Source organism: Sinorhizobium terangae, from assembly GCF_029714365.1.
Taxonomy (GTDB): Bacteria; Pseudomonadota; Alphaproteobacteria; order Rhizobiales; family Rhizobiaceae; genus Sinorhizobium; species Sinorhizobium terangae.
In genome coordinates, this window is sequence record NZ_CP121659.1 from 2,604,813 (window position 1) to 2,631,618 (window position 26,806).

Annotated in this window: 32 protein-coding genes; 10 read left to right on the plus strand and 22 right to left on the minus strand. The window is 62.6% G+C overall.

Going from position 1 to position 26,806, the window contains the following annotated elements:
- Nucleotides 1–97 precede the first annotated feature (97 nt).
- The 8 genes from QA637_RS12415 to QA637_RS12450 form a co-directional block, all read right to left on the minus strand.
- Nucleotides 98–847, minus strand: coding sequence for an ABC transporter ATP-binding protein (locus QA637_RS12415; protein WP_283061584.1), 750 nt, complete (start codon nt 845–847; stop codon nt 98–100).
- Nucleotides 844–1,677, minus strand: coding sequence for an ABC transporter ATP-binding protein (locus QA637_RS12420; protein WP_153439120.1), 834 nt, complete (start codon nt 1,675–1,677; stop codon nt 844–846). The genes QA637_RS12415 and QA637_RS12420 overlap by 4 nt, the downstream gene beginning before the upstream one ends.
- Nucleotides 1,674–2,606 (minus strand): nickel transporter permease, encoded by a 933-nt coding sequence (gene nikC, locus QA637_RS12425; protein ID WP_283061585.1) that lies wholly within the window; start codon nt 2,604–2,606, stop codon nt 1,674–1,676. The genes QA637_RS12420 and nikC overlap by 4 nt, the downstream gene beginning before the upstream one ends.
- On the minus strand, nt 2,603–3,646 hold the full coding sequence (locus tag QA637_RS12430) for an ABC transporter permease (RefSeq protein ID WP_283064957.1): 1,044 nt from the start codon (nt 3,644–3,646) through the stop codon (nt 2,603–2,605). The genes nikC and QA637_RS12430 overlap by 4 nt, the downstream gene beginning before the upstream one ends.
- A 42-nt stretch (nt 3,647–3,688) precedes the next feature.
- Nucleotides 3,689–5,329, minus strand: coding sequence for an ABC transporter substrate-binding protein (locus QA637_RS12435; RefSeq protein ID WP_283061586.1), 1,641 nt, complete (start codon nt 5,327–5,329; stop codon nt 3,689–3,691).
- A 51-nt stretch (nt 5,330–5,380) separates the two neighbouring features.
- On the minus strand, nt 5,381–6,436 hold the full coding sequence (locus QA637_RS12440) for a dipeptidase (RefSeq protein WP_283061588.1): 1,056 nt from the start codon (nt 6,434–6,436) through the stop codon (nt 5,381–5,383).
- A gap of 223 nt (nt 6,437–6,659) precedes the next feature.
- On the minus strand, nt 6,660–7,001 hold the full coding sequence (locus QA637_RS12445) for a DMT family transporter (protein ID WP_153439130.1): 342 nt from the start codon (nt 6,999–7,001) through the stop codon (nt 6,660–6,662).
- 49 nt (nt 7,002–7,050) lie between these two features.
- Nucleotides 7,051–7,611: a TetR/AcrR family transcriptional regulator gene (locus tag QA637_RS12450; protein WP_283061590.1), complete on the minus strand. Its 561-nt coding sequence runs from the start codon at nt 7,609–7,611 to the stop codon at nt 7,051–7,053.
- 132 nt (nt 7,612–7,743) lie between these two features.
- Between QA637_RS12450 and QA637_RS12455 the strand changes: the two genes are divergently transcribed.
- A complete protein-coding gene (locus QA637_RS12455) occupies nt 7,744–8,136 on the plus strand; it encodes a globin domain-containing protein (RefSeq protein WP_283061591.1) in 393 nt (130 codons plus the stop codon).
- A 6-nt stretch (nt 8,137–8,142) separates the two neighbouring features.
- On the plus strand, nt 8,143–8,511 hold the full coding sequence (locus QA637_RS12460) for a DUF423 domain-containing protein (protein WP_153439136.1): 369 nt from the start codon (nt 8,143–8,145) through the stop codon (nt 8,509–8,511).
- A gap of 10 nt (nt 8,512–8,521) precedes the next feature.
- Here QA637_RS12460 and hmuQ read toward each other — a convergent pair whose 3' ends face one another.
- From hmuQ to QA637_RS12485, 5 genes are all read right to left on the minus strand, one after another.
- Nucleotides 8,522–8,836, minus strand: a complete 315-nt coding sequence (gene hmuQ / locus QA637_RS12465; protein WP_283064958.1) for a heme-degrading protein HmuQ — start codon at nt 8,834–8,836, stop codon at nt 8,522–8,524.
- A 113-nt stretch (nt 8,837–8,949) separates the two neighbouring features.
- On the minus strand, nt 8,950–9,219 hold the full coding sequence (locus QA637_RS12470; RefSeq protein ID WP_283061593.1) for a hypothetical protein: 270 nt from the start codon (nt 9,217–9,219) through the stop codon (nt 8,950–8,952).
- Nucleotides 9,220–9,272: 53 nt separating this feature from the next.
- The gene (locus QA637_RS12475) at nt 9,273–9,686 is read right to left on the minus strand and encodes a DUF2325 domain-containing protein (RefSeq protein WP_283061594.1); all 414 of its coding nucleotides are present in this window, start codon (nt 9,684–9,686) and stop codon (nt 9,273–9,275) included.
- Between the two features lie 224 nt (nt 9,687–9,910).
- The gene (locus tag QA637_RS12480) at nt 9,911–10,831 is read right to left on the minus strand and encodes an energy transducer TonB family protein (RefSeq protein ID WP_283061596.1); all 921 of its coding nucleotides are present in this window, start codon (nt 10,829–10,831) and stop codon (nt 9,911–9,913) included.
- A 38-nt stretch (nt 10,832–10,869) separates the two neighbouring features.
- Nucleotides 10,870–11,304 (minus strand): hypothetical protein, encoded by a 435-nt coding sequence (locus tag QA637_RS12485; protein WP_283064960.1) that lies wholly within the window; start codon nt 11,302–11,304, stop codon nt 10,870–10,872.
- 192 nt (nt 11,305–11,496) lie between these two features.
- Here QA637_RS12485 and hemP point away from each other — a divergent pair, with 192 nt between their 5' ends.
- The 7 genes from hemP (at nt 11,497) to QA637_RS12520 (ending at nt 16,676) form a co-directional block, all read left to right on the plus strand.
- A complete protein-coding gene (gene hemP / locus QA637_RS12490; RefSeq protein WP_184108863.1) occupies nt 11,497–11,676 on the plus strand; it encodes a hemin uptake protein HemP in 180 nt (59 codons plus the stop codon).
- 10 nt (nt 11,677–11,686) lie between these two features.
- Nucleotides 11,687–12,748 (plus strand): hemin-degrading factor, encoded by a 1,062-nt coding sequence (locus tag QA637_RS12495; protein WP_283061599.1) that lies wholly within the window; start codon nt 11,687–11,689, stop codon nt 12,746–12,748.
- A 9-nt stretch (nt 12,749–12,757) separates the two neighbouring features.
- Nucleotides 12,758–13,708, plus strand: coding sequence for a heme/hemin ABC transporter substrate-binding protein (locus QA637_RS12500; protein WP_283061601.1), 951 nt, complete (start codon nt 12,758–12,760; stop codon nt 13,706–13,708).
- Complete coding sequence (locus QA637_RS12505) at nt 13,695–14,819, plus strand: FecCD family ABC transporter permease (RefSeq protein WP_283061602.1); 1,125 nt, start codon at nt 13,695–13,697, stop codon at nt 14,817–14,819. The genes QA637_RS12500 and QA637_RS12505 overlap by 14 nt, the downstream gene beginning before the upstream one ends.
- Nucleotides 14,820–14,828: 9 nt before the next feature.
- Nucleotides 14,829–15,620 carry a heme ABC transporter ATP-binding protein gene (locus tag QA637_RS12510; protein WP_283061604.1) on the plus strand — a complete coding sequence of 264 codons (792 nt, stop codon included), beginning with the start codon at nt 14,829–14,831 and terminating at the stop codon, nt 15,618–15,620.
- Nucleotides 15,621–15,810: 190 nt separating this feature from the next.
- Nucleotides 15,811–16,173 carry a DUF883 family protein gene (locus tag QA637_RS12515; protein ID WP_153439155.1) on the plus strand — a complete coding sequence of 121 codons (363 nt, stop codon included), beginning with the start codon at nt 15,811–15,813 and terminating at the stop codon, nt 16,171–16,173.
- Nucleotides 16,174–16,244: 71 nt separating this feature from the next.
- Nucleotides 16,245–16,676 (plus strand): hypothetical protein, encoded by a 432-nt coding sequence (locus QA637_RS12520; RefSeq protein ID WP_283061606.1) that lies wholly within the window; start codon nt 16,245–16,247, stop codon nt 16,674–16,676.
- Nucleotides 16,677–16,741: 65 nt separating this feature from the next.
- Here QA637_RS12520 and QA637_RS12525 read toward each other — a convergent pair whose 3' ends face one another.
- From QA637_RS12525 to rsiA1, 3 genes are all read right to left on the minus strand, one after another.
- Nucleotides 16,742–18,244 carry a sensor histidine kinase gene (locus QA637_RS12525; protein ID WP_184108861.1) on the minus strand — a complete coding sequence of 501 codons (1,503 nt, stop codon included), beginning with the start codon at nt 18,242–18,244 and terminating at the stop codon, nt 16,742–16,744.
- A gap of 149 nt (nt 18,245–18,393) precedes the next feature.
- Nucleotides 18,394–18,948, minus strand: coding sequence for an RNA polymerase sigma factor (locus tag QA637_RS12530; protein WP_153440056.1), 555 nt, complete (start codon nt 18,946–18,948; stop codon nt 18,394–18,396).
- A 7-nt stretch (nt 18,949–18,955) separates the two neighbouring features.
- The gene (rsiA1, locus tag QA637_RS12535; protein WP_428843130.1) at nt 18,956–19,132 is read right to left on the minus strand and encodes an anti-sigma factor RsiA1; all 177 of its coding nucleotides are present in this window, start codon (nt 19,130–19,132) and stop codon (nt 18,956–18,958) included.
- 172 nt (nt 19,133–19,304) lie between these two features.
- Here rsiA1 and QA637_RS12540 point away from each other — a divergent pair, with 172 nt between their 5' ends.
- The gene (locus tag QA637_RS12540; protein WP_153440057.1) at nt 19,305–20,099 is read left to right on the plus strand and encodes a response regulator; all 795 of its coding nucleotides are present in this window, start codon (nt 19,305–19,307) and stop codon (nt 20,097–20,099) included.
- A 228-nt stretch (nt 20,100–20,327) separates the two neighbouring features.
- On the opposite strand, the gene QA637_RS12545 is transcribed toward QA637_RS12540, so the two are convergent.
- From QA637_RS12545 to QA637_RS12570, 6 genes are all read right to left on the minus strand, one after another.
- Nucleotides 20,328–21,911 (minus strand): FGGY-family carbohydrate kinase, encoded by a 1,584-nt coding sequence (locus QA637_RS12545; protein ID WP_283061608.1) that lies wholly within the window; start codon nt 21,909–21,911, stop codon nt 20,328–20,330.
- A gap of 88 nt (nt 21,912–21,999) precedes the next feature.
- Nucleotides 22,000–22,665 (minus strand): HAD family hydrolase, encoded by a 666-nt coding sequence (locus QA637_RS12550; RefSeq protein ID WP_283061610.1) that lies wholly within the window; start codon nt 22,663–22,665, stop codon nt 22,000–22,002.
- 5 nt (nt 22,666–22,670) lie between these two features.
- Nucleotides 22,671–24,155, minus strand: a complete 1,485-nt coding sequence (locus QA637_RS12555; RefSeq protein WP_283061611.1) for a mannitol dehydrogenase family protein — start codon at nt 24,153–24,155, stop codon at nt 22,671–22,673.
- 38 nt (nt 24,156–24,193) lie between these two features.
- The gene (locus QA637_RS12560; RefSeq protein ID WP_153440061.1) at nt 24,194–24,967 is read right to left on the minus strand and encodes an L-iditol 2-dehydrogenase; all 774 of its coding nucleotides are present in this window, start codon (nt 24,965–24,967) and stop codon (nt 24,194–24,196) included.
- Nucleotides 24,964–25,965 carry an ABC transporter ATP-binding protein gene (locus QA637_RS12565; protein ID WP_153440062.1) on the minus strand — a complete coding sequence of 334 codons (1,002 nt, stop codon included), beginning with the start codon at nt 25,963–25,965 and terminating at the stop codon, nt 24,964–24,966. Before QA637_RS12565 ends, QA637_RS12560 begins: the two co-directional genes overlap by 4 nt.
- Before the next feature lie 10 nt (nt 25,966–25,975).
- The gene (locus QA637_RS12570) at nt 25,976–26,806 is read right to left on the minus strand and encodes a carbohydrate ABC transporter permease (protein ID WP_283061615.1); all 831 of its coding nucleotides are present in this window, start codon (nt 26,804–26,806) and stop codon (nt 25,976–25,978) included.

Consider the following 26,806-nt stretch of genomic DNA (forward strand, 5'->3'; position numbering starts at 1 on the left):
TTCTGCAAAACGCCCCGGGACAGCGTCTCGGAGCGTTTGCATTTCACAAAGAAATTGAGGCCAGGCGACGGGAACAAGGGCTGAGCGCTTCGGGAGGTCAGTCCCGCCGAAAGCCCTTGCTCGCCACCATCAGGTTGCGGGTGTAGTCCTCGCCGATGCGTCCCGCGACGAGATCGGCCGACGACAACCGTTCGACGACGCGTCCACCGCGCATGACCGCCAGCCGGTCGCACATATGAGTGACGACCCCGAGATCATGGCTGACCATGATGAAGGTCAGCTTGCGGTCGCGACGCACCTGTTCAAGGAGGTTGAGCACCTCCGCCTGGACGGATGCATCAAGCGCCGATGTCGGCTCGTCGAGCAGCAGGATCGATGGTTCGAGAATGAGCGCCCGCGCGATGGCGATGCGCTGGCGCTGCCCGCCGGACAGCTGGTGCGGGTAGCGGAATCGAAAGCCGGAACCGAGCCCCACCTCGTCCAGCGCCTTCAGGATGCGGCGTTCGCCGTCGCCGATGCCGTGGATCGCCAGCGGCTCCAGCAATTGCCGGTCAACTGTCTGGCGCGGATGCAGCGAACCGTAAGGATCCTGGAACACCATCTGCACCGAGCGATAGAAGGCCTTGTCTCGGCGCGTGCCTTGAAGCTGCCGGTTCTCGACATGGATCGTACCCTCGGTTACCGGCGCAAGCCCCGCAACGGCCCTGAGCAAGGTGGATTTTCCCGAGCCGGATTCGCCGACAAGGCCGAAGGACTCACCGGCGGCGACATCGACGCCGACAGCGTCCAGCGCCTTGAAGTCGTCATAGCTGACCGTGAGGTTTTGAACGGAAACGGCAGTCGTCATAGCGCCCACTCCGGCTTCCGGTCGAGGACGGGCAAGGGATGGCGGTCCGCCCCGATGACCGGCATGCAGTTCAGGAGGCCCTGCGTGTAGGGATGCTTGGCGCTGGCGAGATCCGATGCGGCGATTTCCTCGACGATCCTGCCTGCATACATCACCAGCACACGGTCGCAGAAGGACGAGACGAGCCTGAGATCGTGCGACACGAAGATCAATCCCATGCCGCGATCCGCGACCAGCTTGTCGAGGATCGACAACACTTCGAGTTGCACCGTTACGTCGAGGGCAGAGGTCGGTTCGTCGGCAATCAGCAGCTCCGGGCCCGCGACCAGCATCATGGCGATCATCGCGCGCTGGCCCATGCCACCCGAGACCTCGTGCGGGTAAAGATCGAAGACGCGAGCCGGGTCGCGGATCTGCACCGCCGCGAGCATATCCAACGCCCGCTCCCGGGCCTCGGAACGGCTGACATTCTCGTGCCGCCGAAGCGTCTCGACGATCTGCCGGCCGATGCTCATCACCGGATTGAGCGAATATTTGGGATCCTGTAGGATCATGGCAATGCGCTTGCCGCGAAGATCGCGGCGGACTTTTGGCGGCGCGGAAATGAGATCGATACCGCCGAAGGAAAGCGTCTTTGCCGTCACCTCGGCATGCGGCGGCGTCAGCCCCATGATCGCCCTGCCCGTCTGCGATTTGCCGGAACCGCTCTCGCCGACGATGCCGAGACGTTCGCGCCCGAGCGTAAAGGAGACGCCGCGCACGGCCTCGACCACGCCGGTGCGCGTTGGGAACCGGACCCTCAGGTCGTTGACGGTCAGAAGCGCGCTCATTGGCCGCTCTCCCGCGGATCGAGCGCATCGCGCAGGCCGTCGCCGAGGAGGTTGAAGCCGAGGCTGACGATCAGGATCGCGACACCGGGCATGGTGGCAACCCACCATTGATCGAGAATGAAGCGGCGGCCGGAGGCGATCATCGCACCCCATTCCGGCAACGGCGGCTGCGCGCCAAGGCCAAGGAAACCGAGTCCCGCCGCCGTCAGGATGATGCCGGCCATGTCGAGCGTGACGCGCACGATCAGCGACGACAGGCACATCGGCATGACGTGGCGGAAGATGATGCGCGTCGGCGACGCGCCCATCAGTTGCACGGCGGCGATATAGTCGGAATTGCGCACCGTCAGCGTCTCGGCGCGGGCGATGCGCGCATAGGGCGGCCAGGAGGTGATCGCAATTGCGATGACGGCGTTTTCAATACCGGGTCCAAGCGCCGCGACGAAGGCAAGCGCCAGGACGAGCTTCGGAAAGGCGAGGAAGATATCGGTGATGCGCATCAGCACGGCGTCGACCCAACCGCCGGAGTATCCGGCTACAGCGCCGACGATAAGGCCGATGGGCGCGGCGATGATCGCGACGAGCACGACCACCGCAAGCGTCAGTCGCGACCCGTGAATAAGTCGCGACAGGATATCACGGCCCTGGTCGTCCGTGCCGAGCAGATAGCCCTCGCTTCCCGGCGGCAATAGCCGTGCGCCGGCAAGGTTGCCGACCACGGGCGAATGCGGCGCCAGCACATCGGCGAAGGCCGCCACGAAGACCAGCCCGAGCAGGATGATGAGACCGAGAACCGCCAAGCGGTTGGCCGAGAAGCGCCGCCAGGTCATGTAGGCGCGGCCGAGACGCGCCTGCGTGCGGGATTGTGGCCGGTCGGACAGCAGCCATTCGCGGCGTGTCATCGGTCGTGTTTCGGTGGCAAGGCTCATCGCGCGCGCGTCCTTGGATCGAGCGTCCGGTAGAGGAGATCGGACAGGAGATTGATGCCGATGAAGACCGATCCGATGACGATCGTTCCGCCGAGCACGGCGTTCATATCGGCATTCTGCAGCGAATTGGTGATATAGAGGCCGAGCCCCGGCCAGGCGAAGACGGTTTCGGTAAGCACCGACCCTTCGAGCAGGCCCGCATAGGAGAGCGCAATCACCGTAACGAGCGGGACGGCCGCGTTGCGCAGCGCGTGGCCCCAGATGATCCGCGCTTCCGAAAGACCTTTGGCGCGCGCGGCGACGATATACTCCTGCTGCAGTTCGTTCAGCATGAAGCTGCGGGTCATGCGGCTGATATAGGCGAGCGAGAAATAGCCGAGCAGCGACGCCGGCAGCACGATGTGGCGGAAGACGTCGCGGAAGACATCCCATTGCCCCTGCCAAAGAGCGTCGACGAGATAAAACCCCGTGATCGGCGAAAACGTATATTCGTAGACGACATCGATGCGGCCGGGATAGGCGACCCATTGCAGCCGGGCGTAGAAGACGAGCAGGGCCAATAGCGCAAGCCAGAAAATCGGAACCGAGTAGCCGACGAGGCCGATGACGCGGACGATCTGGTCGGCGATGCTGGCGCGCTTGACCGCTGCGAGCACGCCGAGCGGCACACCGATAAAGGCGCCAATCAACGTTCCAAGCGTCGCGAGCTCGATCGTCGCCGGGAACACGCGGCGGATATCCGTCATGACAGGGTTTGTCGTCAGCACCGAAGTGCCGAAATCACCGGAAAGCGCCTGTCGGACATAGATGAAGAACTGGTGGTAGAGAGGCTGGTTGAGCCCCATCGCCTCACGCGTTCTCTCGACGACATGCGAAGGCGCCCGGTCGCCGAGAACGGCGAGGACCGGATCGATCGGAATCACGCGCCCAATGAAGAAGGTGACGGCGAGAAGGCCGAGATAGGTGGTCGCCACGACGACGAGGAATTGCAGTGCCGAGGCCACAACCTTTCGGGAACGGGCGCGTCTGCGCCCGCTCAGTCGTTCTGTTCCGCTCATGCTCAAGGGAACGGTCCTTTCGGGTTATTCCTTGGAAACGTTCCAAACGTAGTTGGTGTCGAAGCTCGGACCGAGCTTGAGGCCCTTCAGGTTGCCGCGAAGGCCAGCAACTTCCGTCTGCTGGAAGATGATGACGAACGGGCTTTCCGCCAGAACGGTCTTCTGGAGCTCCTTGTAGGTCTCCGCGCGCTTGGCGCTATCGCGCTCGAGAAGCGCCTCCTTGGTCTTCTTCGTCAGCTCCGGAACGTCCCAGGCATTGCGCCAGGCAAGCGTCTTGTTCTTGCCCTCGTCGGAATTATCAGGGTTGCTGGTGAAGGTTTCGGCGTTCGAGTTCGGGTCGAAATAATCCATGCCCCATTGGCCGATATACATGTCGTGGTTACGGGCACGATACTTCGTCAGCGTCTGCTTGCCGTCGCCGGGAATGATCTCGAGCTTCACGCCCGCCTGTCCAAGCGTCTGCTGGAAGGATTCGGCAACGCCGGTGACCGGCTGCGAGTTGCGCACGTCCATGGTGACGGTGAAGCCGTCGGGATAACCGGCTTTCGCCAGCAGCTCCTTGGCCTTGGCCACATCGAGCTTGTAGGGGTTCTCGTCAAGCGCACCCAGAACGCCCTTCGGCAGGAAGCTCTGGTGGATTTCGCCGATGCCCTTGATCAGGGTCGAGCCAATCGCGTCGTAATCGACGAGGTATTTGAAGGCTTCGCGCACTTCGGGCTTCGCCAGCGCCTCGTTCTTCTGGTTGAGGCTGATGTAGTAGACCGTACCCTTCGCTGCGCTGGTCGTCGCCAGGTCGCCGTTCTTTGCCACGGCCTCGTAGTCGCCCGGCTCCAGGTTGCGCGCGACGTCGACATCACCCGCCTCAAGCGCAAGCCGCTGGCCGGAGCTTTCCTTCATGTGCCGGTAGATGACGCGGGCGAGCTTCGCCTGTTCGCCGTAATAGTTGTCGTTGCGCTCCAGCACAACGACTTCATTCGCGCGCCATTCACGCAGCTTGAACGGGCCGGAGCCGGCATAACCTGTCTTCAGCCATTCGTTGCCGAAGTCGTTGTCGTACTTGTATTCCTCAGTCGGCGTCACGGCCTTGACGTGCTCGAGCACCAGCTTCTTGTCGACAACCGAAGCGACCGTCGCGGTCAGGCAGTTGAGGACAAAGCTCGGTGCATAGGCCTGGTCGACGGTGAAGACGAAGGTGGTTTCGTCAGCCGCCTTCGCCTTTTCGGTGACGTTGTCGCCGTTGAGGCCGAACTGAGTAAGGATGAAGGCAGGGCTCTTGTCGAGCTTCACGGCACGTTCGAACGAATAGGCGACGTCCTCGGCCGTGATAGGATTGCCGGATGCGAACTTCATGCCGGGCTTCAGCTTGAACGTATAGGTCAGGCCATCGTCGGAGACTGTCCAGCTGTCCGCGAGATCGCCGACGACCTTGGTCGTGTCGTTAAGATCCAGGCGGACGAGCAGGCTATAGGTGTTACTGGTCATCTCGGCGGTCGAAAGCTCGAAAGCCTCGCCCGGATCCATGGTGATGATGTCGTCGATCGCGAAGGCTTCGACCAGCGTGTCCTTCGGCGTCTCTGCGAAGGCAGGCTGGGAAGCGCCCATCACCATGGCAAGTGCTGCCGAAGCGGCAAGCAGTCGAAAACGTCCATTGAGCTTGTGCATCATTTTTGCAGTTCCCTCGTTTTTAACGCCCTTTCCGGGCCTTTCTTCATGGCATCAGGCAGGCTCGTGCCATGCCTGTCCCAGAACTCTCAGCCAGTTCTCCCGGCATATCTTTGCCAGTTCGGCCTCACCATATCCGGCGTCTTGTAGTGCTGCAACGAGCCTCTGGTTACCTGCCGCGTCGGCGATTTCCTCCGGTATGGTCGCGCCGTCGAAATCCGATCCGAGTGCGACGCAATCAATCCCCATGCGCTCGACCATGTAGTCGACATGGCGCACCATGTCGGACAGAGGCGTTGCCGCATTCTCCTGCCCGTCCGGGCGAAGCATCGTCGTCGCGTAGTTGAGGCCGACGAGCCCACGGCTTTCGCGCACGGCGTCGAGCTGCCGGTCGGTGAGATTGCGGGCGACGGGCGTCAGCGCATGGGCATTGGAATGGCTGGCGACAAGCGGCTGGTCGGTCGTCTTCGCAACGTCCCAGAAACCCTGCTCGGTAATGTGCGCCAGATCGATGAGGATGCCGAGCCGGTTGCAGGCGCGCACCAGTTCGAAGCCGGCCTCGGTGAGGCCCGCGCCCGTGTCGGGTGACATCGGATAGGCGAACGGCACGCCGTGGCCGAAAACATTGTGGCGGCTCCAGACCGGACCAAGCGACCGAAGCCCGGCGGCATAAAAGGTTTCGAGCGCTGCCAGATCGGGCCCGATCGCCTCGCAGCCCTCCATATGCAGGACCGAGGCGAAGATGCCGTCCGCGATCGCCGACCGGATTTCCGCGGTCGAGCGACAAAGCCTCCAGGCCCCGGCGCGATCGAGCCTCACGGCGATGTCGGCAAGCTCCATCGCGGTAGCAAGCGACGGGAGACGGTCAAGCGGCGCGGAGAGAGGGGTGGCGTAGTGACCGTTTTCGTCCGGCGTCTTCAGCACCAGATCGCCGGATGGGATGTAGATTGCCGAAAGACCGCCGACCAACCCGCCGCTCTTGGCGCGCGGCGCATCGATATGGCCCTTATCGGTCCCCTCGGCGAATTCGGTTACCGGATCGCCTCCGCTGCGCCCGTGCTGCCAGAGGCGCAGAAGCACGTCGTTGTGGCCGTCGAAAACCGCCTGCATTCCCAGATTCCTTCGCATTATCAGGGAGATCGGATGGAATGCTTCCATGCCGCATCCAAAGAAGGGACGCGGGCGATGCTATTGAAACAGTTCGGCCATTTCAATGAAATTCAGGGGTTTTCCCAGCGTAATCTGTAGTGAAATGTTGCAAGTACCCCGTGCTGATTGCTGACGCCAGGTAGCACATGGGCCAGAGCACCACTTGGATGACACCGTCGGCCGGTCAGTGGAACGTCGACTTGGAAAAGAGATTGAGAACCAGCACGCCGGCGATGATGAGCGCCAGCCCGGAAACGGCCGGCAGGTCGAGCTTCTGATCGAAGACGAGATAGCCGGCGACAGAGATCAGCACGATGCCGAGACCGCTCCACAGCGCGTAGGCGATGCCAACCGGAATATAGCGCAGCGTGTAGGACAGGAAAAAGAACGCGACGCCATAGCACAGCACCATGACCACCGTGGGCGCCAGCCGTGAGAAATGCTGCGCTGCCTGCATCGCGGAGGTGCCGAGCACCTCGAAGATGATGGCGATCACCAGGACCGTGTAGAGCATGGCGGGGTTCATGGGACGTCTCCGGTGGACGAGTTGAGAGCGATCTGCTCCGGTTTCTTGCCTATTGCAGTGAAAGCGCCTTGAGGTTTTGGAGCAGAAGCGCACGGGTTGGCGCATCGATCTCATGGCTCTCAAGCAGGTCCGCCAGCCAGACGCCGTCGGCGGCGAAACGGGCGAGCAGGCAATTCGGCGAGGAATCGGTCGCTGCGAACTCGTCCGCGCGCCGTGCCACCCAGTCGCGCCAGCGCGCCTTGAGATGCGGCTCGGCGAGCAATGCGATCGTCAGCACCTGCCAACCCTTTCCATCCGCCTCCGCCTCGAGCGCGAAGCAGACCGTCAGATAGGCGCGGGTAAACCGCCCGCACTCGACATCGTCGGCTTCCATTGCCGCCTCGATCGCCCGATCGAAACGCGCGACGAGTTCGTCGAAGAGACCGTCGAGGAGCGCGAGCTTGTTCGGGAAATGATGCAGGAGCCCGCCCTTGCTGACGCCTGCCGCCTGCGACACCGCGTCCAGCGTCACGGCACCGATGCCCTGCTCCAGCGACAGGCGCGCGGCAACCTCCAGCAATTGCTGGCGAACCCGCTCCGGCTGCTTCTTCCTGTGATACGCGCTTGTCATGCCCAATAAAGATACCGTCTGGACGGTTTGTCAAGAGGCTTGGTTTGGCCGACGCGATGAAACGCCGCAAATGGTTGAAAGAGATTGTCGGAAGGCGGGTCGCGTTATACCAATCCGGCAAAGGACGACTATATGGCCGAAACCGGAACGACAACCCTTTACGAAGCAATCGGCGGCGACGCCACGGTTCGCGCGCTTACACGGCGCTTTTACGCGCTCATGGACAGCCTGCCTGAAGCCGCCCGCTGCCGGGCCGTTCATCCGCCGGATCTCTCGGGCAGCGAGGAGAAACTCTACGAATATTTGACCGGCTGGCTCGGCGGGCCGCCGATCTATGTGGAAAAGCGCGGCCATCCAATGCTGCGCCGCCGGCATTTCATCGCGGAAATCGGCCCGGCAGAACGCGACGAATGGCTTCTTTGCTTCACCCGCGCGCTCGAAGAGACGGTTGCCCATCCGAAATTGCGGTCAATCATTCTCGAACCGATCACGCGGCTTGCCCATCACATGCAGAACAAGGAATAGTCTTCGATGCCGAACAGCGGAGCGCGCTCGACCGTCCTTTTCATCGCCGGTCTGATGGGGATCACCGGTGTCGCCGCTGCGGCAGCGGCGTCGCATGGCGCCGATCCGCGACTGCTCGGTGGCGCCTCCGCGATGTGCCTCGCCCATGCGCCGGCACTCGTGGCGCTCCACGCCGCATGGGCCCATTTCCGAACGGCCGCAATCGCCGCTTTGCTATTGGCGGCAGGCACTGCGCTTTTCGCCGGCGATCTCACCGCGCGCCATACTCTCGGCCACGGCCTCTTCCCGATGTCGGCGCCGCTCGGCGGATTGACGATGATGGCGGGCTGGCTTGCCGTGGCGCTCGGGGCGTTTCTGCCGTCGCGCGCAAGCTAAGAGCCGCTGCTCACGCGCCCTCGACGACGGAATAGCCCTCGAATTTCGGCGGGCCAACATACATCGCCTTGTTCTCGCCCGCGCTCCGATGCGCCGCGCGGAAATTTTCCGACTTCGTCCAGGCGATAAAAGCGTCCTTGCTTTCCCAGGTCGATTTCGAAATGAACGGTGTATAGCCTTCTTCCGGCGCGCTTTCCCCGCGAAGCAGGTGGAAGGCGATGAAGCCGGGCACTTCGGCAAGGCTCGAGTCCCGGCCTTTCCAGACGGCCTCGAACGCCTCTTCCTGACCGATTGCAATGCGGAAACGGTTCATCGCGAAGTACATGTCGTCGCTCCCGATCATTTCACGGTTTCATCGAAACCGAGAAACCCTATAACCCTTTGAAATTACACAATTCCGGACGGAAAGCCGTTGCACACTTTTTTCCTGGAATTGCTCTATGCTCGATCTTTCTTCAACGGAGCATCGGTCCCGACGCTCGGGAACGGCAGGATAGCGCCCTCAAGCGGTGACGCAAGGCCGAGAGGATCCCTGCCCGGCTGCCGCGCCTGCCATGTCGGGAACTCGGCAACGTTCGGATTTTCTTCCAGCATGCGGGCCCGGCGGGTCAGCAACTCGTAAAGTTCGGGCACCAGTCCATCGCCGAATTGGAAGGCAAGCTTGTGCAGACCGATCAGCATCATCTGATCGGGGCGTTCGTCATTCATCGTCAATTCTCCAGTCACGGCGCGCCCTCGCGTGCCGCTGATCTTCAAAAAACTCAGCCGTCGCGGCTGTTACTCGCGGTCAGGTCCTGCAGCGCCCGCTCCAGGCTCGACTTCGAGCCATTGCGGAGCGGCACGAAGGCCTTGCCCCACTTCTTGCAGCCGGTCTTCACGCGAAGACACGCGTCGTGGCTGATGCAGTCGATGGGGCAGAAGACACAGTCGACGGAAGGAAGTACGCGGTCGATACGCGATACGGCTTCGCGCAAGCCCCCGTCGTGATGGATCAACTCCGCGCCGAAGGAACTGGCGATCTCGCGCAGATGCGCAACCTGGCAGTCCCTGCCGCCGACATAGAGGAAGCTGCGGCCCTCCAGCGTCGCCTTGCCCGCATCGGGCCTCGGTTCGGGTGCTGCGTTCGCCGCGTTTCCCTTGTGGCCTTTGCCTGCGTTCTGCCGCTTGCCGCGCATGCGTTCCTCTCCATCTTGTTCCGCGTCACCGGCGCTTCGTCGCCGATCACCCTTTGGATTTACGCTTCAGCACACACCGATCGGTTGCGTGATGGCGAGACGTTATTAAACTTGATAATCAGAGTAAAGTATAAACATGAGTATTAAACTCATATATTTGTCGCGCCGCACGCCGTCCCCGGTTGCGGGACGCCGCCGTCCCTCACACCCGAGCGAGCATCCATTCAACGATTGAAGGCGAGCGGAATAGTGAAAACCCAGCTGTCGCGACCCGCACCGGCGGGAATGGCGGGGAACGGAGCCGCGCGGCGCACGGCGTCGAGCGCGGCCTCATCGAGGATCGGCGAACCGGCGCTCTTCGCCAGGCTGACACCCGCCACGTGACCGCCGGCGGTTACAGTGAAGCGAACCTGGGCGACGCCGCGCAGACGTTGACGTTTCGCCTCGGCGGGATAGCGAAAGGCGCGATTGAGCTTGCTGCGCACCTTGCCGGGATAGTTCGACACTGCCGCGTTGCCGGATTGCTGGGAGACGCGACCCTTGTCGCCCGTGGCTGCGCTTGCCGCGGCGTCTTCTACGCCGTCGGCCGTGCCTTTGACCTGCGATTTCGCTTGCTCGCCGCCGTCACCGGTCTTTTTCCGGGTGACTTTCTTCTTCTTCACCGGCTCCTTCTTCGGCTCCGGCTTTTCCACCTTCGGCGTCTCGACCTTATCCGGCTCCGGCTTTTCTTCCGGAACGACGGTGTCGATCGGCGCCACGCTGGCTGTTACCGCGGGCTCCGGCTGCAGAGGGGTGGGCATCTCCTCTGCCGGCAGGATGACGTCCGCCTCCGTGGGCGTGACGTCGGATGGTTGCTGCGACACGGCCTCAGCCGCGGTCGGCGGCACTTCCTCGCTGCGTTCCTCGGTCGGCTGAACCTCGTCGGGCGTCAGCTCTTCCGCCACATCTTCTGACGGCTCAACGATTTCAGAGGGGTCGCCCGCCTGAAGCGTCTCTTCGAAGGCGTCGCCGAGCAGCGTCACCTCTGTGGCGGCGCCGCCAGCAACCTGGACCTCTTCTTCGCCGGGGCTAAACAGCATCGCGCCGCTCGCATGCGCAAGGAGCGATAGCGCGATCGCCGCCGTCCATTTCAACGTCTGCTTCATCAATGCCTTACCTTGGTCACCGATTGGCCGGCACCGCCTCAGCCCTTGAGGTCGACCGTCGATTTGGAGCGGGTCTTGAGACCCGACATGCAGGCGTTCTTGTCGACGCCCTCGCCGACACAGGCGGGGGCATCGTTGATCAGCAAACTCTTGACCGACTCGCATTTGGTGCCCGGCAGATCGAACTGGCGGACCTTTGTTTTGCCGGCCGGCAGGTCACGGAAGTCGAGCACGGCCATGCGCTCCACCAATCCCTTGTGATCGAAGAGAACGAACTCGAACGAGACTTTCGAAAGCGACTGCGGCAGCGCGTTGCCGGCGACGAAGGTCAGCTTGCAGCCCTTCTGCGATGGAGCGACGTCGTTCAGTTCGATGGCGAGTCCGGAAGCCGCAGTCTCCTGCGCGATCGCCGGCGCTGCTGCGGGAAAAAGCGCGACTGCGGCCGCAAGAGCGAAACGGAAAGCATGCGTCATCATCACACCACTCGATATCTGCGCGCGTGCCCGGCGATCCTCGAACAGCGCTCGCGCTCATAAAACTTGACTGTAATTATCCGGTATTGCGTCCTTAGATAAATATGAGTAATGAAGTCAAGATACTAAAAGGGAATATGCGGGAGGAATTCGGAAAAACAGCCGGTTCGTCCCTCGCGAACTGGCCGAACCGTGACACCGAACGATACCGATACCGCGCGCCCCTCGCAGCCGACCCCGATCGGTCAAAACCAGCGAGTCGTGGAGAGCCGCGATCTCTTCCGCGGCGACAGCGAGATCCTCATTTCCCATGACGGCACGATCTACCGGATGAGGATCACCCGTCAGGGCAAACTGATCCTGAACAAATAGGCAGAAGACCATGATCGAGAGCATTTGCCCAACTCCTTCCGAAATCCGTGCCTACCGCGCCGCGAACCCGAAGCTGCGCGAGCGCGATATCGCTGCTGAGCTCGGCGTTTCGGAAGCTGCGCTCGTTGCCGCCGAATGCGGCCTCACGACGGTTCGCATCGATAGCGACGCCAACCGCTTCCTGGAGCGGGTCGCGGAACTGGGTGAAGTGCTCGCGCTCACTCGCAACGAAAGTGCAGTCCACGAGAAGATCGGCGTCTACGAGAACATCAAGGCGGGAAAGGCGGCGGCCCTGGTGCTAGGGACCGAAATCGACCTGCGTATCTTCCCAAGTGCCTGGGCCCACGGCTTTGCCGTCAACAAGACCGACTCCAACGGCGACGTCCGGCGAAGCCTGCAATTCTTCGACAAGTGGGGCAACGCCGTCCACAAAGTTCACCTGCGCCCCGCCTCCGACGGAGCGGCCTACGACAGGCTCGTCGAGGATTTCCGCCTGGGCGACCAGTCGCAGCACTTCGTTGCCGACGCGAGCGCACCGACGAGCGACGACCATTCCGATGTGGCGGTCGATGCCGGGGAACTCCGGGACCGCTGGTCGAAGCTGACCGACACCCACCAGTTTCACGGCATGTTGCGCAACCTGAACATCGGCCGGCGCCAGGCTCTGCATGCCGTCGGCGAGGATCTGGCCTGGCGCCTCGATCCGACGGGCGTCGAGGCGATGATGCGCGGCAGCGCCGAAATCGAACTGCCGATCATGTGCTTCGTCGGCAACCGCGGCGTCATTCAGATCCATTCCGGACCAGTCGCCCGTATCGGAGTGATGGGTCCGTGGCTCAACGTCATGGATCCGACGTTCCATCTGCATCTGCGCACGGACCATATTGCCGAATTGTGGGCAGTCCGCAAACCGACGGCCGATGGCCATGTGACCTCGCTCGAGGCACTCGACGCCAAGGGCGAGATGGTCATTCAGTTCTTTGGCAAGCGCAAGGAAGGCTTCGCCGAGCGGCCGGAGTGGCGCTCCCTTGTAGAACGCCTGCCCCGGCTCAACACAATCGTCGCGGCCTGAGGAACGATCATGAACACCGGTCTTGATTTCCGCCGACTTCGCCGCTGGGAGCTGGCGCTTGCCGCCTTCGCGCTCTCAGCGCCCCTGCTGCTGCCGGTGCTCGCCCCCGGAAATCCCTCGTTCCTGCGCCCGGCAATGGCCGAGGACATGCAGCAACCGGACGTTTCCCGTGTCGTGTCGGTTGGCGGCGCGATCACCGAGATCATCTACGCGCTCGACGAGGAAAATCGCCTCGTCGGTCGCGACTCCACCAGCACCTATCCGGAAGCGGCAACGAAGCTGCCGGACGTCGGCTATATGCGGCAACTGGCGCCGGAAGGCATCATCGCCGTCAACCCGACGGCGATCGTCGCCGTCGAAGGCAGCGGACCGCCCGAGGCGCTCGCCGTGCTCAAGGAAGCAAAGATTCCCTTCACCAGCGTTCCCGATACTTTCGACAGGAACGGTATCGTCGCGAAGATCCGTGCGGTGGGCGCCTTTCTTGGCGTGAAGGACAAGGCGGAAGCGCTCGCCCAATCCATGGAGAAGGACCTTGACGCAGCGGTCGCGGAAGCCGCCAAGCGCCCCGAAAATGAACGCAAGCGTGTCCTCTTCATTCTCAGCACGCAGGGCGGCAAGATCCTGGCATCGGGCACCGGCACGGCCGCAGACGGCATCATCACGCTCTCCGGCGCGGTCAATGCCGCAGGAACATTCCCGGGCTACAAGGCGCTGACGGACGAGGCGATCATCGAAGCCAAGCCAGACGTCGTCCTGATGATGACGCGCGGCGGCGATCACTCAGCCGGCGTCGACGAACTGTTCGCCATGCCGGCCCTGAGCTTGACGCCAGCGGCAAAGAACAAGGCGCTGGTCCGCATGGACGGCCTGCACCTGCTCGGGTTCGGCCCGCGCACCGCAGGCGCCGTCCGCGAACTGAATGCCGCAATTTACGGAAAGAAGACCAATGCCCCGCAGTGAGGCGATGGAAGGCAGCATGCGCGCGCCTGCCTTCGCCGCCAATATCGTCCATGAATGGCGCGCCGGAAACCGTTCGGGGCTTGCGCGCCTGCTGATCGTCGTGCTCGCGGTCGTCGCGGCTGCGACATTTGCCACGTCGATCATGACCGGCGCCGCCGACGCCTCTCTCTCCAATGTTGTTCACTGGCTGGCCGGCACGGAGGGTGCCGACCAGGCGCTGAGTGTCCGCGACCGCATCATCATCCTCGATATCCGCCTGCCGCGGGCCGTGCTCGGCTTGCTCGTCGGCGCGGCGCTTGCCGTATCCGGCGTGGTGATGCAGGGCCTCTTCCGCAATCCGCTTGCCGATCCTGGCCTCGTCGGCGTCTCGTCCGGCGCGAGCCTTGGCGCCGTTCTGTTGATCGTCCTCGGTTCGAGCCTCTTCGGCCCGCTCTATGCGCTCATCGGTTTTTACGCGCTTCCAGTCGCCGCTTTCTTCGGCGGCCTTGCCACCACCCTGCTCCTGTACCGCATCGCGACGCGCGGCGGCCAGACTTCGGTGGCGACCATGCTGCTTGCGGGCATTGCGCTCGGCGCGCTCACCGGTGCGGTCACCGGCGTGCTCGTCTTCATCGCCGACGACAAGCAACTGCGGGATCTGACCTTCTGGGGCCTCGGTTCGCTCGCCGGCGCCAACTGGACGAAGATCCTCGCCGCCGGCCCGATCATCTTGATGTCGCTTGCCGTGGTCCCGTTCCTGGCGCGTGGCCTGAACGCGATCACGCTCGGCGAAGCGGCGGCGTTTCACATGGGCGTTCCCGTCCAGCGCCTCAAGAACGTCGCGATCCTCAGCGTAGCGGCCGCGACCGGCGCCTCCGTTGCCGTCAGCGGCGGTATCGGTTTCGTCGGCATCGTGGTGCCGCACCTTCTTCGCCTCGTCATCGGTCCGGACCACCGCTACCTGCTGCCCGCCTCTGCGCTGCTCGGCGGCACGATGCTGATCTTTGCCGATATGCTGGCACGGACGATCGTTTCGCCCGGCGAATTGCCGATCGGCATCATCACCGCCTTTGTCGGTGCGCCGTTCTTTCTCTGGGTCCTGCTGCGCGGCCGATCGAACATGGGACTTTGAGAGCGGGTCATGATCAACGTTTCCGATATCTCCGTCCGTCTTGCCGGCAGGCAGGTGATCGATGGCGTCTCGTTCGATGCGGCGCCGGGCACGATGACGGCGATCGTCGGCCCAAACGGATCGGGCAAGACAACCACCCTGAAGGCGGTTTCCGGCGAACTGTCGCCCGTCACCGGCAAGGTCACCATCAACGGCCATGATCTCGCCGCCCTCAGACCGTGGGAGCTTGCGCTGAAACGCGGCGTCCTGCCGCAATCGACCGTTATTTCCTTCCCCTTCACGGTGCGGGAAATCGTCCGCCTCGGCCTTTCTGCCGGCGGCACGGGCAGTGACTCCGCCAACGACCGCATGGCCAACGATGCGCTGGAGGCCGTTGATCTCGCCGGGTTTGCCGGACGCTTTTATCAGGCGCTCTCGGGCGGCGAGCAACAGCGCGTCCAGCTTGCGCGCGTCCTATGCCAGATCTCGGCGCCGGTAAGCGATGGCGAGCCCCGCTATCTCCTGCTCGACGAGCCCGTATCGAGCCTCGACATCCGCCATCAGCTGGCGATCATGCAGCTTGCGCGCCAATTCTGCGAACGCGGCGGCGGCGTCATCACCGTGATGCACGACCTCAACCTGACCGCGATGTTCGCGGACCAAATTGTCATGATGAGGGGCGGCCGCGTCCGCGCGAGCGGACCGCCAAGGAAGGTCCTGACCGACGAAACCATGGAAGCCGTGTTCGGTTGCCGGATGCAGGTCAATGTCATCCCGACGCGGGACATCCCCTTCGTACTGCCGCAATCGGTGGCGATCTGATCACGACCGGTCGCCCGCGCCTTTTCGCTGTTTCCAAGAGCTGTTTGCGGTAACGGCAGGATTTGTCGAAACAAATCCCGCCTTCGCGCGTTGTCCCGCTGGATGTCGAGCGAGGTCCTCCTCGCCCGATGGGGGTAGAACACGCGCCGGCTGTCCTGGCCGGCGTTGCAGCGAAAGGGAGCTTCACACCATGGCAACGGGCCTCTTCTCGAGTTCGAGCACCAGGAAACGCAACGGCGGGCACAGCGAGACCCCTATCGAGGACCAGCTCCAGGAAATTCGAGCGGACATTGCGGCGCTCGTCGGACTGCTCAGCGAACGCGGAGCGGCGGTTTCCCAAGACGCGAAAGCCAAGGCAAAAGGCGCGCGCGATCGGGCCGAAGCCGATCTTGAAAATCTGCTGGCCAGCGGCGAGCAGCTGCTCTCGGATTTACGCGACCGCTATTCCGGGACGGAAAGGGAGCTCCGCAGGGCGGTGCGCGAGCACCCGATCGCGACGCTCGGTGCAGCAGCGGCGATAGGCCTTGCGGTGGCTGCATTGCTGCGCCGATGACCACGTCCATTTGATCAACCACCAACCGCAGGGCTTCCTGCACCGCTTGACGCGCGATCGGAGTAGCTCGCATGGGAACGCTCGGGGCCGCCTTGTCCGCCTTGCTTGCAGTCGACGTGGCTGCCGCCACCTCACGCTACAGGCGCAACGCGATGTTATGGGCGATCATCGCGACCTTGCTCGGCACGGCCTATGTGTTCGCGCTCCTAGCAGTCACGCTGTTTCTCGCCGAGCGTTATTCACCGGTGGCTGCGGTTGCGACGATGGCAGCCGTCCTGTTCGTGACAGCGCTGATCCTTATGGCGGTGATGGCAGGGCTTCGCGCCCGCGACCGGCGGCTCGCAGAAGAGCGCCGGCGCCTCGCCGCGATGCAGACGAATCTGGCGCTCGTTGCCGCCGCAGGCGTCTTGCGAACGCAGCCGCTGCTCGCCGTGGCGACCGCCGTCGCGGTCGGGGCCCTGCTCGGCCTCGGAAAGGGCCGCCGTCACGACGAAAAGAGCTGATTTCCACCGAGGGTTGGTCGCGGTCGTCGCTGTGAACCGCCCTCATCCCGCTGCCACGACCGCGATTAAAGCGGTAAACGGATGAGCGCGGTCACGCCGGCCGGCAGATATTCGACCTTGACCGAACTGCCGATGACCTTGTCGAGGCTGCGCTCGATCAGGATCGAACCGAAGCCACGTCGTCTCGGCTCGCGAACTGGCGGGCCGCCCACCTCTGTCCAGGTCAGATGCAGCACGGCACCGCCGTCTTCCACGACACCGCGCGCGGTCAGCACGACCTTACCCTTCGGCACCGACAGCGACCCGTATTTCAGGGCGTTCGTCGCCAGCTCGTGCAGCACCAACCCAAGTCCAACCGCCTGATCGGGGCCCAGCAGGATTTCGTCCTTATGGAGCTCGACCTGTTCGGCATAGTCGCTGACATAGGGGCGCAACTGCTTCGATATCAGTTCCGAGAGGTGGATCGTGCCCCATTCGTAATCGGACAGCAGCCCGTGCGCGTCCGAGATGGACTGGAGCCGGCCGGCGAACGCAGTCATGAACTCGGCGGGATCGCTCGTCTGTCTAAGCGTCTGACGGGCAAGCGACTGCAGCATCGCCAAGGTATTCTTGACCCGGTGGTTCAGTTCCTTGAGCAGAAGCCGCGTCCGCTGCACCGAAGCCTGCTGGTCCGTGACATCGATGGTCATGCCGAGGAAGGTCAGCGGAGCACCCTTGCCGTCGCGGTCGTGTACCCTGCCGCGCCCGAGGAGCCAACGCTCGCCGTCGCGAACGCGAAACATACCGTCATATTCCTCGTTCACGGCCATGGCCTGCCTGAGCTTGGAAAACGTTGCAATGCGGTCATCGGGATGGATGGCGGCGAAGATCGTCCTGGCGCCGACCGACCGTTCGGGCGGCAGCCCGAACATGCGCATCATCGCGCCGTTACCCGCAACCGTGCCGGCGCGGATATCCCAAAGCCAGCTGCCGACATTCGCTGCGTCGAGCGCCATGGCGAGACGCTGTTCCTCGCGCGAAAGCGCCGCTTCCTTCAGCGCGCGCCGGCGCGCCTCCTCCTTGAGCTTGAGCAGCGATGCGGCAATGCCGGCAATCCGGCGAAGCTCATCGATCAGTTTCGGCGCGATTTCCTTGCGCGGCGCCACGTCGAAGACACAGACAGTGCCGACCGCCTGACCGTCCAAGAGAATGGAAGCACCGGCATAGAAGCGGAGAAACGGGGCGTCAATGACCCTCGGCCGATGCCGAAATAGTGGATGCTGCGACGCATCGAGCACGACAAAGACGCCGTCGGGATCCGCGACCGTGTGGAGGCAAAACGATTCGTCGCAGCGCCGCCGCGTTTCCGTCGTTCCGACGGCCGCCTTGAACCATTGCCATTCACTATCAACGAGGCTGACGAGGGCAATCGGGGCGCTGAACAAGCTTGCCGTGAGCTTCGCGAGACCGTCGAAGTCGGCGTCCGGCACCGCCATATCAGGCACGGCGGCATGCAGGACGCTAAGCCGTTCGCGGGCATCGAGCACTTGCGCTACCGTTGGAAGCATCGCCTCGGTCTTCTCGCGCATCCGGTCCAACTCCAAACTCGCGCACCCACCAGCAGCAGAACCTCTCCTAGTTTAGAAGGCTCCCGCCCCACCGCAGTACCTGGTGCTCCGAGCAAAAAAGCAGGACTGCCGTCGACTTGCAACGGTCTGGCCTCGAGGGCGCACGACAATCACGAAACGAATGCGCGCGAGGTGATGGGCGCCGAGGTCTCATCGGGGCCGTAGTCGTTCTCGCCTTGCACCTGGAGAATTTCCTGAAGGCGCTGGCGCGCGCGATTGACGCGGCTCTTGATGGTGCCGAGCGCGCAGCCGCAGATTTTAGCAGCTTCTTCGTAGGAAAAGCCGGAGGCACCGACCAGGATAATCGCTTCGCGCTGGTCCGGAGGCAACTGATCAAGGGCACGCCGGAAATCCTGGAGATCGAGTGAACCGTATTGCTCGGGATGGTGGGCAAGCGATTCGGTGAAATGGCCGTCACTGTCCTGGATCTCCCGACCGCGCTTGCGCATCTGGCTGTAGAGCTCATTGCGCAGGATCGTGAAGAGCCACGCCTTCATGTTCGTGCCGATCTCGAAATGGTCCTGTTTCGCCCAGGCCTTCATGATCGTGTCCTGCACGAGATCGTCGGCTCGATCGTGGCGGCCGATGAGCGACATGGCAAAGGCGCGCAGGCTGGGAAGTGCCGCGAGCATCTCGCGCTTGAATTCTTGATTTTCAGACGGCATCCGGCGCCTACTCCCTCCCTTGCAGAACCGATCGGCCTTGCGGAGTCGAGTGCTGTTCAGCTGCGTCCAGCTTTTCCAGCAAATCAAGAAAACGTGCGGGAATCGCCTCTTCCTGCACGGACTGATAGAGCGCTTTCAGCTTCGCCGCGATCTGTGCATTCGGATCACCGGTCGACGAGCTCATGCCGATCGGCCGCCCTGCCCCTGAATTATATCTCATTTTGCAATCGTCACCTTTGAGTTCGCCTCCACCATAACGCAGGAAAAAAATGAAATGTTCCAACGCGGAACCTTTTTTTCAGCCGGGCGTTTCCGCGTCGAGACAAGAACCGAAGACATGACTGAGGGAGTCCTGAATGACACTGTCTAACCGGATCGCGCCGCTCCTGCCCTATCTGCGCCGTTATTCCCGCGCTTTGACCGGCTCACAAACCTCGGGCGATGCCTATGTGGCGGCCGTTCTTGAGGCTCTTATCGCGGATACCGCGATCTTTCCCGAAGCGAGCAATGACAGGGTCGCTCTATTTCGTCTTTATACCTCCTTGTTCGGCTCATCCTCGGTCCTGATCCCTGAGCCGGTTTCGCCCTTTGCCTGGGAACAGCGGGCATCGGTCAACCTCGCGGCGGTATCGCCGCTGGCGCGTCAAGCCTTCCTGCTCGTGTCGGTCGAAGGCTTCAGCACTAACGAGGCTGCAGAAGTGCTTGACGTCGATACAGACAAATTGAGCGCGCTTCTCGAGCGGGCATCGCAGGAAATCTCGCGTCAGGTTGCGACCGATATCATGATCATCGAGGACGAACCGTTGATCGCGATCGACATCGAGCAGATGGTCAAGAGTCTCGGCCATCGCGTCACTGGCATCGCACGGACCCGGGACGAGGCAATCGCTCTTTACAAGGACACGAAGCCCAGCATGGTGCTCGCCGACATCCAGTTGGCGGATGGAAGTTCCGGCATAGATGCCGTGAACGAGATCCTGAAGACCGCCGCCATTCCGGTGATTTTCATCACCGCCTTCCCCGAGAGACTGTTGACCGGCGAACGGCCCGAGCCGACCTTCCTTGTCACGAAGCCCTTCAACCCGGAAATGGTCAAGGCACTTATCAGCCAGGCGCTATTCTTCAATGAATCGACAAAAGCGGCCGCCTGAGTCGCATCTGTCGGCGATTGCCGTCGTCGAAAAGATCACAATGGGCTTAACGCAAAACAGCCAGTGCCGAGGGAAGGGCACTGGCTGAGCTTTATCAACTCACAGAGGGGATGTGAGTTGGGCAACCGGCGGTATGCCTCCGGCGTCACATTGGGGGCGATGTGCGCCACCGTCCGGTTGTCTGCCCAAACGCGCACGTAAGAAAAAAGTTCCGAAAAAAATTGCCGGCTACTCCATCGCTTCCAACTCCGCGCGATGCCGGTAAAGGGTCAGAAACCGCTGATAGTCGCGATCGTAGAGATTGCGCAAGGCAGCGTTGGGAAGACGTTCCTGACCATTGGACCCCATTGCCGTCCCCGCCGTTGCGAGATCGCAGTAAAGTCCGCCGGCAACAGCAGCCGCCATCGCTGTGCCGAGCAGCACGGCATCGGGCGTTTCGGGCGCAACCACGCGGCAGCCGGTCGCATCGCAATAGAGCTCCATCAGCAGCGGATTGCGCACATGACCGCCGGTTACATGCAGCGTATCGAGATTGTATCCCGCCTCTTTCATCATTTCGAGAATGTGCCGGATGCCTAGCGCGATCGCGACACAGGCGCGCCAATAGAGACGGCAAAGCGCATCGAACGATGAATCGAGCGCGAGACCGCTGATGACGCCGAGCGCGTGCGGATCGGCGAGCGGCGATCGGTTGCCGTGAAAATCGGGAAGAACGTGCAACCGATCGGCGAAGGCCGGGCCATGAAGCGCGCGCAGTTCCTGCACGCGCTGGATGATCTTCATGTGCGTCTCCGCGGTCGGTTCCCGCCCACCGCCATGCACGCGCACGATATGATCGAGGAGCGCGCCCGTCGCCGACTGCCCGCCCTCGACCAACCAGCAGCCCGGAAACACCGCCTCGAAATAGGGCCCCCACATGCCGAAGCCCGGCTTCATCTCGCGTGAAAAGGCGACAATACAGCTCGAGGTGCCGGCGATGAGGGCGAGTTGCCGTTCGAGATTTGCGGGCTCGGCGGCAAATCTGCCGAGCACGCCGAGCGCGCCGGCATAGGCATCGATCAGTCCCGGTGCAACCCGGCATTCCGTGTCGAGGCCTAGCTCCCCGGCCGCCGTTGCGGTCAGGGTCCCGACTGCGCTGCCAATGGGCAGGGTTTCCTCAGGCAGCCCCCCTCGGCCGAGAAGGTCCGCAAGGCCGATCTCTTCGAGATAGTCGGCCTGCCAGCCTCTCTCCTTATGCGCGAGATAATTCCATTTTGCCGTGAGCGTACAACGCGATCGCGCGGTGCTGCCGGTCGCGCGCCAGGACATGTAATCCGCAAGATCGAAAAAATAGCCGGCCCTTTCCCATTGCCCGGGAAGGTTTTGCTTCAGCCACATCAACTTCGGCATTTCCATCTCCGGCGACATCACGCGGCCGGAATGGTGAAGGACGGGATGCTCTGTCGACGTGCAGAAATCGGCCTCCTTGAGCGCCCGGTGATCGAGCCAAACGATCGTGTCCCAACGCGCGTCACCGGCACGATTGACCGAAAGCGGTGCGCCGTCACGATCGCGTACGACCAGCGAGCAGGTCGCGTCGAAACCGATCGCTGCGACATTATCCGCGGCGACACCGGCCTTGTCGCGTGCCGCCTTGACCGCCCCGCAGACCGCCGCCCAAATATCCTCGGAATCCTGCTCGGCGTGGTTTTCTTCCGGCCGGTTCATGGCAATCGGCCTGTCGGCCCGCGCGAGAAGCTTGCCTTTCCGGTCAAAAATGCCGGCACGGGCGCTACCGGTGCCGATATCGACCGCAACGACATATTCGCGCATCAATGGATGTCTCCGTCCCGAGATCACGATGATTTGAGAGGTCAGAACGGCATGTGGTCACGCTGCATTGCCGCCATCCTGCTCTGACTTATTGCCGGACAAACTGTATCAATTCGCCCATATCGTCAAACAGGACATCGGGGTGAAGTTGCGCCAGCGCTTGCCGATGCCGGTCGTTTCGCGCGTGGCTGGCGCCGGCGAAGGCAAAGACGCGCATGCCGGCCGCTTTCGCAGCCTCGATGCCGGCCGGACTGTCTTCCACGACGACGCAATCGGCGGACGCGTAGCCCATTTGCTCGCTCGCATAGAGGAAGAGATCGGGCGCCGGCTTGCCGTGCGTCACCATGCTGGCGCTGAATATGTGCGGCTCGAAGAGATCGATCAACCCGGTCACCGTCAGGGAAAGACGAATGCGCTCGGGCTGGCTCGACGACGCAACGCAACAGGCCCCGTCGAGCTGTTCGACCGCGCGGCGAATGCCTCGAACGGGCTTCAGTTCCTCGCGAAAGCGCGCATATAGGCGCGTGCGCATGCCTTCGAGAAAGGCGTCGTCGGTCGCAAGGCCGTGTTCGTCATGAAGGATGGCGGACATGCTTTTAAGGCTGCGGCCGAGGAAGCGCGCGCTCGCCTCGGCCGTCGTCATCGATATGCCCGCGGCATCCAGCGCCTCGACAAGGACGGCAAGCGAGATCGGTTCGCTGTCGACCAGGACGCCGTCGCAGTCGAAGATCACCAGCCTAGCGCGGTCCGCCATCGGCGCTATTCCCCGAGGTTGCCATCCAGATAAAGCTGCAGCGTTGCGCGCGTGCCCTTTTCCCTGAGCGTTTTCAACGCATGCCCGAAACGCCGCCGGAAGAGATCGGACCGGGCGACGTCGCCGAAAATATCGGAAAGGGCGAGGAAAGCCATCGGGTCTTCCTTCGCCGCAAGCGCGGCGGCGTGCAGCCGGTCGGCGCTTGCGTCGTTGAAGACGATATCCTTGCCGCTGTCCGATTTGCCGGCGAAATAGCGGCACCAGAGAGCAGATACCAGCGACAGCCCGACCACATCTTCACCACGGCGCAGGCGATCGGCGGTCGACGGCAGGATGAATTTCGGCTGGCGGTTCGAACCATCCTGGGCCAGCCGCGGAATGGTGTCGCCGATCTTCGGATTGGCGAAGCGTGTCTCGATGAGCCGGTAATAGTCGTTGAGATCCGTGTCCGGCACCGGCGGGATGACCGGGATGATTTCGTCTTGTTCGAGCTTTGCCAGGAAGCCGCGGATCAAGGGCTCCTCCATCGCCTCATGGACGAAATGGATATCGAGCAATGCCGCCGGATAGGCGATTGCGGCATGGCCGCCGTTGAGGATGCGGATCTTCATGTGCTCATAGGGAGCGACGTCGGGAACGAACTGGACGCCGACCTTTTCCAGTGCCGGACGGCCTTGCGGGAAATGGTCCTCCAGCACCCATTGCTTGAATTCCTCGCAAAAGACCGGCCAGGCGTCGTCGATGCCGTATTCCGAGGCGACGAAACCGATTTCGCGGGCGCCCGTCGCGGGCGTGATGCGGTCGACCATGCCGTTCGGAAAGGCGACATTGGCATCGATCCAGTCTGCGAAGGCGGGATCCGAGAGGCGTGCCAAGCCGGCAACGGCCGCGTGCGTCACCTCGCCATTGCCAGGGATATTGTCGCAGGACATGACGGTGAAGGGCGGAATCCCCCTCGCCCTGCGCTCGGCAAGGCCCGCGAGAATGAGGCCGAAGACAGTCTTCGGCGAAGCCAGATTGCGCGCGTCCTCGACGATTGCCGGATGGGCAGGATTGAAGACGCCGGACGCCGGATCGATGAAATAGCCGCCTTCGGTGATCGTCAACGATACGATGCGAATGGACGGGCTTGCGAGCTGCGCCACGATGGCCGGTGTATCACCGGGCTTGAGATAGGCGATCATCGCGCCGGTGACATGTGCGCCCGTGCGATTGTTGTCCTGCTCGACCACCGTCGTCAGGAAATCCTGCGCTTCGAGCTTGGCCCGCATGACCTCGTCCGACGGCAAGACCCCGGCCCCGATGATCGCCCAATCACGGTCGATCCCGAGATTGAAGAGATCATCGAGATAGACGGCCTGGTGAGCGCGGTGAAAATTGCCAACGCCGAAATGGACGATTCCGGCGCGAAGATCGTGCCGACCGTATTTCGGAACGCCAGCCTTGGCCTTGACGGTGTCTAGTGTGGCAAGGGAGAGTCTGGTCGTCATCCTATCGTTCCTTTCGGGGCTCGTCCTGCAACGAAACCTCAGCTCATCCAGTTGCCGCCATCGACGTTGTAGGTCTGGGCGACGACGTAGTCGCTTTCCGAGGAGGCGAGGAAAATCGCCATGCCTGTCAGATCTTCGGCGGTGCCCATCCGTCCGTAAGGCACCTCCTCGCCAACCAGGCGCTTCTTTTCGCCGAGCGGACGGTTCTCGTACTTGGCGAAGAGCGCATCGACGCCATCCCAGTGTTCGCCATCAACGACGCCCGGAGCGATCGCGTTCACGTTGATGCGATGCTTGATGAGATTGAGCCCGGCCGATTGGGTAACGCTGATAACGGCCGCCTTGGTTGCGCAATAGACGGCGACCAGTGCCTCGCCGCGGCGCCCAGCCTGGCTCGCCATGTTGATGATCTTGCCGCCGCGCCCCTGCGCGATCATTTGCTTGGCCGCCGCCTGCAGGGTGAAGAGCGTACCGGCGACATTGATCGAAAACAGTTTCTCGTAGCTTTCCCGGGTGATCTCGACGATCGGCGCCAGATCGAAAAGAGCGGCATTGTTGACGAGGATATCCAGGCCGCCCGCGTGCTCGACAACTGCAGCGATCGCCGCATCGATCGATTCCTGTCGGGTCACGTCCATTTGCACGGCATAGGCGGCTGGTCCGATTTCCTGAGCCGTCTGCTTCGCCCGCTCGATATTGATGTCGGCGATCGCGACGGTGGCCCCCTCGCGCACATAGGCCTCGGCGAAGGCACGGCCGATACCCCGCGCGGATCCGGTGATCAGCGCGCTTTTCCCTTCAAGACGTTTCATCGAATTGCCAATCCCCTTTCGTCAAACTTGTGCAGGCGCTGGACATCCGGCGTCAGGAAAACCGGATCGCCATGGGTGACGCCGAAGTCGCCGCTGACACGCGCCGTCAACGTGCCGATGCCGTCGGCATTCACATGGAGGAAGGTGTCGGAGCCGAGATGTTCAGCCACCCCGACTGTGCCCCGCCACGTTCCCTGTTCCTTGGAAAGGGCCAGATGCTCGGGACGGATGCCGATCGTGTGGGCCTGATAGGCGGCGGCCGGCGCCCCGGAAATGAAATTCATCTTCGGCGAGCCGATGAAGCCGGCAACAAAGAGATTGTCCGGCTTGTGATAGAGATCGAGCGGCGAGCCCACCTGCTCGATGCGCCCGCGATTGAGCACCACGATCTTGTCGGCCATGGTCATGGCCTCGACCTGGTCGTGGGTGACATAGACCATCGTCGTCTTCAGTTGCTGGTGAAGCTGGCTGATTTCGAGACGCATGTTGACGCGCAGCGCCGCATCGAGGTTTGAAAGCGGCTCGTCGAACAGGAAGGCTTCCGGCTGTCGGACGATCGCCCGCCCGATCGCCACGCGCTGGCGCTGACCGCCGGAAAGCTGGCGCGGCTTGCGGTCGAGATAGTCGGTGAGGTTCAGCACCCGCGCGGCGTCCGCCACCTTCTTGTCGATCACCGCCTTGTCCTCGCCTGCCATCTTCAAGGGAAAGGCGATGTTGGAACGCACGCTCATATGCGGATAGAGCGCATAGGACTGGAACACCATCGAGAGGCCGCGCTTTGCCGGCGGCAGGTCCGTCGCCTTTTTGCCGTCGATGACGATTTCGCCGTCGCTGACGTCCTCCAGGCCGGCGATCAAGCGCAAAAGCGTGGACTTGCCGCAGCCGGACGGTCCGACGAAGACGACGAATTCACCGTCATTGATATCGAGGTCGATCGAAGGGATGACGGCGTGGGCGCCGAAGACTTTCGATACGTTCTTGAGTGTGATGCTTCCCATGGTCGTATCCTTATTTGACCGCGCCGAAGGTCAGGCCGCGTACAAGCTGCTTCTGCGAGAACCAGCCGAGTATGAGGATGGGGGCGATCGCCATCGTCGAGGCGGCCGAGAGCTTCGCGTAGAACAGGCCTTCCGGGCTCGAATAGGAGGCTATGAAGGCGGTCAGCGGTGCCGCTTTCGCCGCGCTCAGGTTCAAGGTCCAGAACGCTTCGTTCCAGGCAAGAATGATATTGAGGAGCAGCGTCGAGGCAATGCCGGGGATCGCCATCGGCGTCAGCACATAGATGATCTCCTTGGAGAGAGAGGCGCCGTCCATACGCGCCGCTTCAAGGATCTCGCCGGGGATTTCCTTGAAATAGGTGTAGAGCATCCAGATGATGATCGGCAGGTTGATCAGCGTCAGGACCATCACCAGGCCGGTACGGGTGTCGAGAAGCCCGGAATTGCGGAACATCAGGTACATCGGCACCAGCACGCCAACGGGCGGCATCATCTTCGTCGACAGCATCCACATCAGCACGTCCTTGGTGCGTTTCGTCGGCGCGAAAGCCATGGCCCAGGCCGCGGGAATGGCGACGATGAGGCCGAGCAGCGTCGAGCCGAAGGAGACGACCACTGAGTTCATGAAGTGCTTGAAGTAGTTCGACCGGCTCTGCACTTCGAAGTAGTTCTCGGTCGTCCAGTCGAAGAACAGGAATGCCGGCGGCGAGGCGATCGCTTGCGCCTCCGTCTTGAAGCTCGTCAGGAACGTCCAGAGGATCGGGAAGAAGATCAGGATGCCGATCGTCCAGGCGACGACCGTGACAACCAGCTTGCGTCGGGTCGAGACATTGCGTGCCAT

Coding starts and splice junctions, on each gene's coding strand:
- QA637_RS12520 (WP_283061606.1), top strand. CDS start 16,245: ATGGGAACGCTCGGGGCCGCCTTGTCCGCCTTGCTTGCAGTCGACGTG.
- QA637_RS12440 (WP_283061588.1), bottom strand. CDS start 6,436: ATGCAGGCGGTTTTCGACGGCCACAACGACGTGCTTCTGCGCCTCTGG.
- QA637_RS12445 (WP_153439130.1), bottom strand. CDS start 7,001: ATGAACCCCGCCATGCTCTACACGGTCCTGGTGATCGCCATCATCTTC.
- QA637_RS12570 (WP_283061615.1), bottom strand. CDS start 26,806: ATGGCACGCAATGTCTCGACCCGACGCAAGCTGGTTGTCACGGTCGTC.
- hmuQ (WP_283064958.1), bottom strand. CDS start 8,836: ATGTACTTCGCGATGAACCGTTTCCGCATTGCAATCGGTCAGGAAGAG.
- QA637_RS12415 (WP_283061584.1), bottom strand. CDS start 847: ATGACGACTGCCGTTTCCGTTCAAAACCTCACGGTCAGCTATGACGAC.
- QA637_RS12470 (WP_283061593.1), bottom strand. CDS start 9,219: ATGAATGACGAACGCCCCGATCAGATGATGCTGATCGGTCTGCACAAG.
- QA637_RS12485 (WP_283064960.1), bottom strand. CDS start 11,304: ATGACGCATGCTTTCCGTTTCGCTCTTGCGGCCGCAGTCGCGCTTTTT.
- QA637_RS12505 (WP_283061602.1), top strand. CDS start 13,695: ATGCCCCGCAGTGAGGCGATGGAAGGCAGCATGCGCGCGCCTGCCTTC.
- QA637_RS12555 (WP_283061611.1), bottom strand. CDS start 24,155: ATGACGACCAGACTCTCCCTTGCCACACTAGACACCGTCAAGGCCAAG.
- QA637_RS12515 (WP_153439155.1), top strand. CDS start 15,811: ATGGCAACGGGCCTCTTCTCGAGTTCGAGCACCAGGAAACGCAACGGC.
- nikC (WP_283061585.1), bottom strand. CDS start 2,606: ATGAGCCTTGCCACCGAAACACGACCGATGACACGCCGCGAATGGCTG.
- QA637_RS12540 (WP_153440057.1), top strand. CDS start 19,305: ATGACACTGTCTAACCGGATCGCGCCGCTCCTGCCCTATCTGCGCCGT.
- QA637_RS12420 (WP_153439120.1), bottom strand. CDS start 1,677: ATGAGCGCGCTTCTGACCGTCAACGACCTGAGGGTCCGGTTCCCAACG.
- QA637_RS12525 (WP_184108861.1), bottom strand. CDS start 18,244: ATGCGCGAGAAGACCGAGGCGATGCTTCCAACGGTAGCGCAAGTGCTC.
- QA637_RS12550 (WP_283061610.1), bottom strand. CDS start 22,665: ATGGCGGACCGCGCTAGGCTGGTGATCTTCGACTGCGACGGCGTCCTG.
- QA637_RS12560 (WP_153440061.1), bottom strand. CDS start 24,967: ATGAAACGTCTTGAAGGGAAAAGCGCGCTGATCACCGGATCCGCGCGG.
- QA637_RS12455 (WP_283061591.1), top strand. CDS start 7,744: ATGGCCGAAACCGGAACGACAACCCTTTACGAAGCAATCGGCGGCGAC.
- QA637_RS12495 (WP_283061599.1), top strand. CDS start 11,687: ATGATCGAGAGCATTTGCCCAACTCCTTCCGAAATCCGTGCCTACCGC.
- QA637_RS12435 (WP_283061586.1), bottom strand. CDS start 5,329: ATGATGCACAAGCTCAATGGACGTTTTCGACTGCTTGCCGCTTCGGCA.
- QA637_RS12480 (WP_283061596.1), bottom strand. CDS start 10,831: ATGAAGCAGACGTTGAAATGGACGGCGGCGATCGCGCTATCGCTCCTT.
- QA637_RS12475 (WP_283061594.1), bottom strand. CDS start 9,686: ATGCGCGGCAAGCGGCAGAACGCAGGCAAAGGCCACAAGGGAAACGCG.
- QA637_RS12450 (WP_283061590.1), bottom strand. CDS start 7,611: ATGACAAGCGCGTATCACAGGAAGAAGCAGCCGGAGCGGGTTCGCCAG.
- QA637_RS12530 (WP_153440056.1), bottom strand. CDS start 18,948: ATGCCGTCTGAAAATCAAGAATTCAAGCGCGAGATGCTCGCGGCACTT.
- QA637_RS12460 (WP_153439136.1), top strand. CDS start 8,143: ATGCCGAACAGCGGAGCGCGCTCGACCGTCCTTTTCATCGCCGGTCTG.
- QA637_RS12500 (WP_283061601.1), top strand. CDS start 12,758: ATGAACACCGGTCTTGATTTCCGCCGACTTCGCCGCTGGGAGCTGGCG.
- QA637_RS12565 (WP_153440062.1), bottom strand. CDS start 25,965: ATGGGAAGCATCACACTCAAGAACGTATCGAAAGTCTTCGGCGCCCAC.
- QA637_RS12545 (WP_283061608.1), bottom strand. CDS start 21,911: ATGCGCGAATATGTCGTTGCGGTCGATATCGGCACCGGTAGCGCCCGT.
- rsiA1 (WP_428843130.1), bottom strand. CDS start 19,132: ATGAGCTCGTCGACCGGTGATCCGAATGCACAGATCGCGGCGAAGCTG.
- QA637_RS12510 (WP_283061604.1), top strand. CDS start 14,829: ATGATCAACGTTTCCGATATCTCCGTCCGTCTTGCCGGCAGGCAGGTG.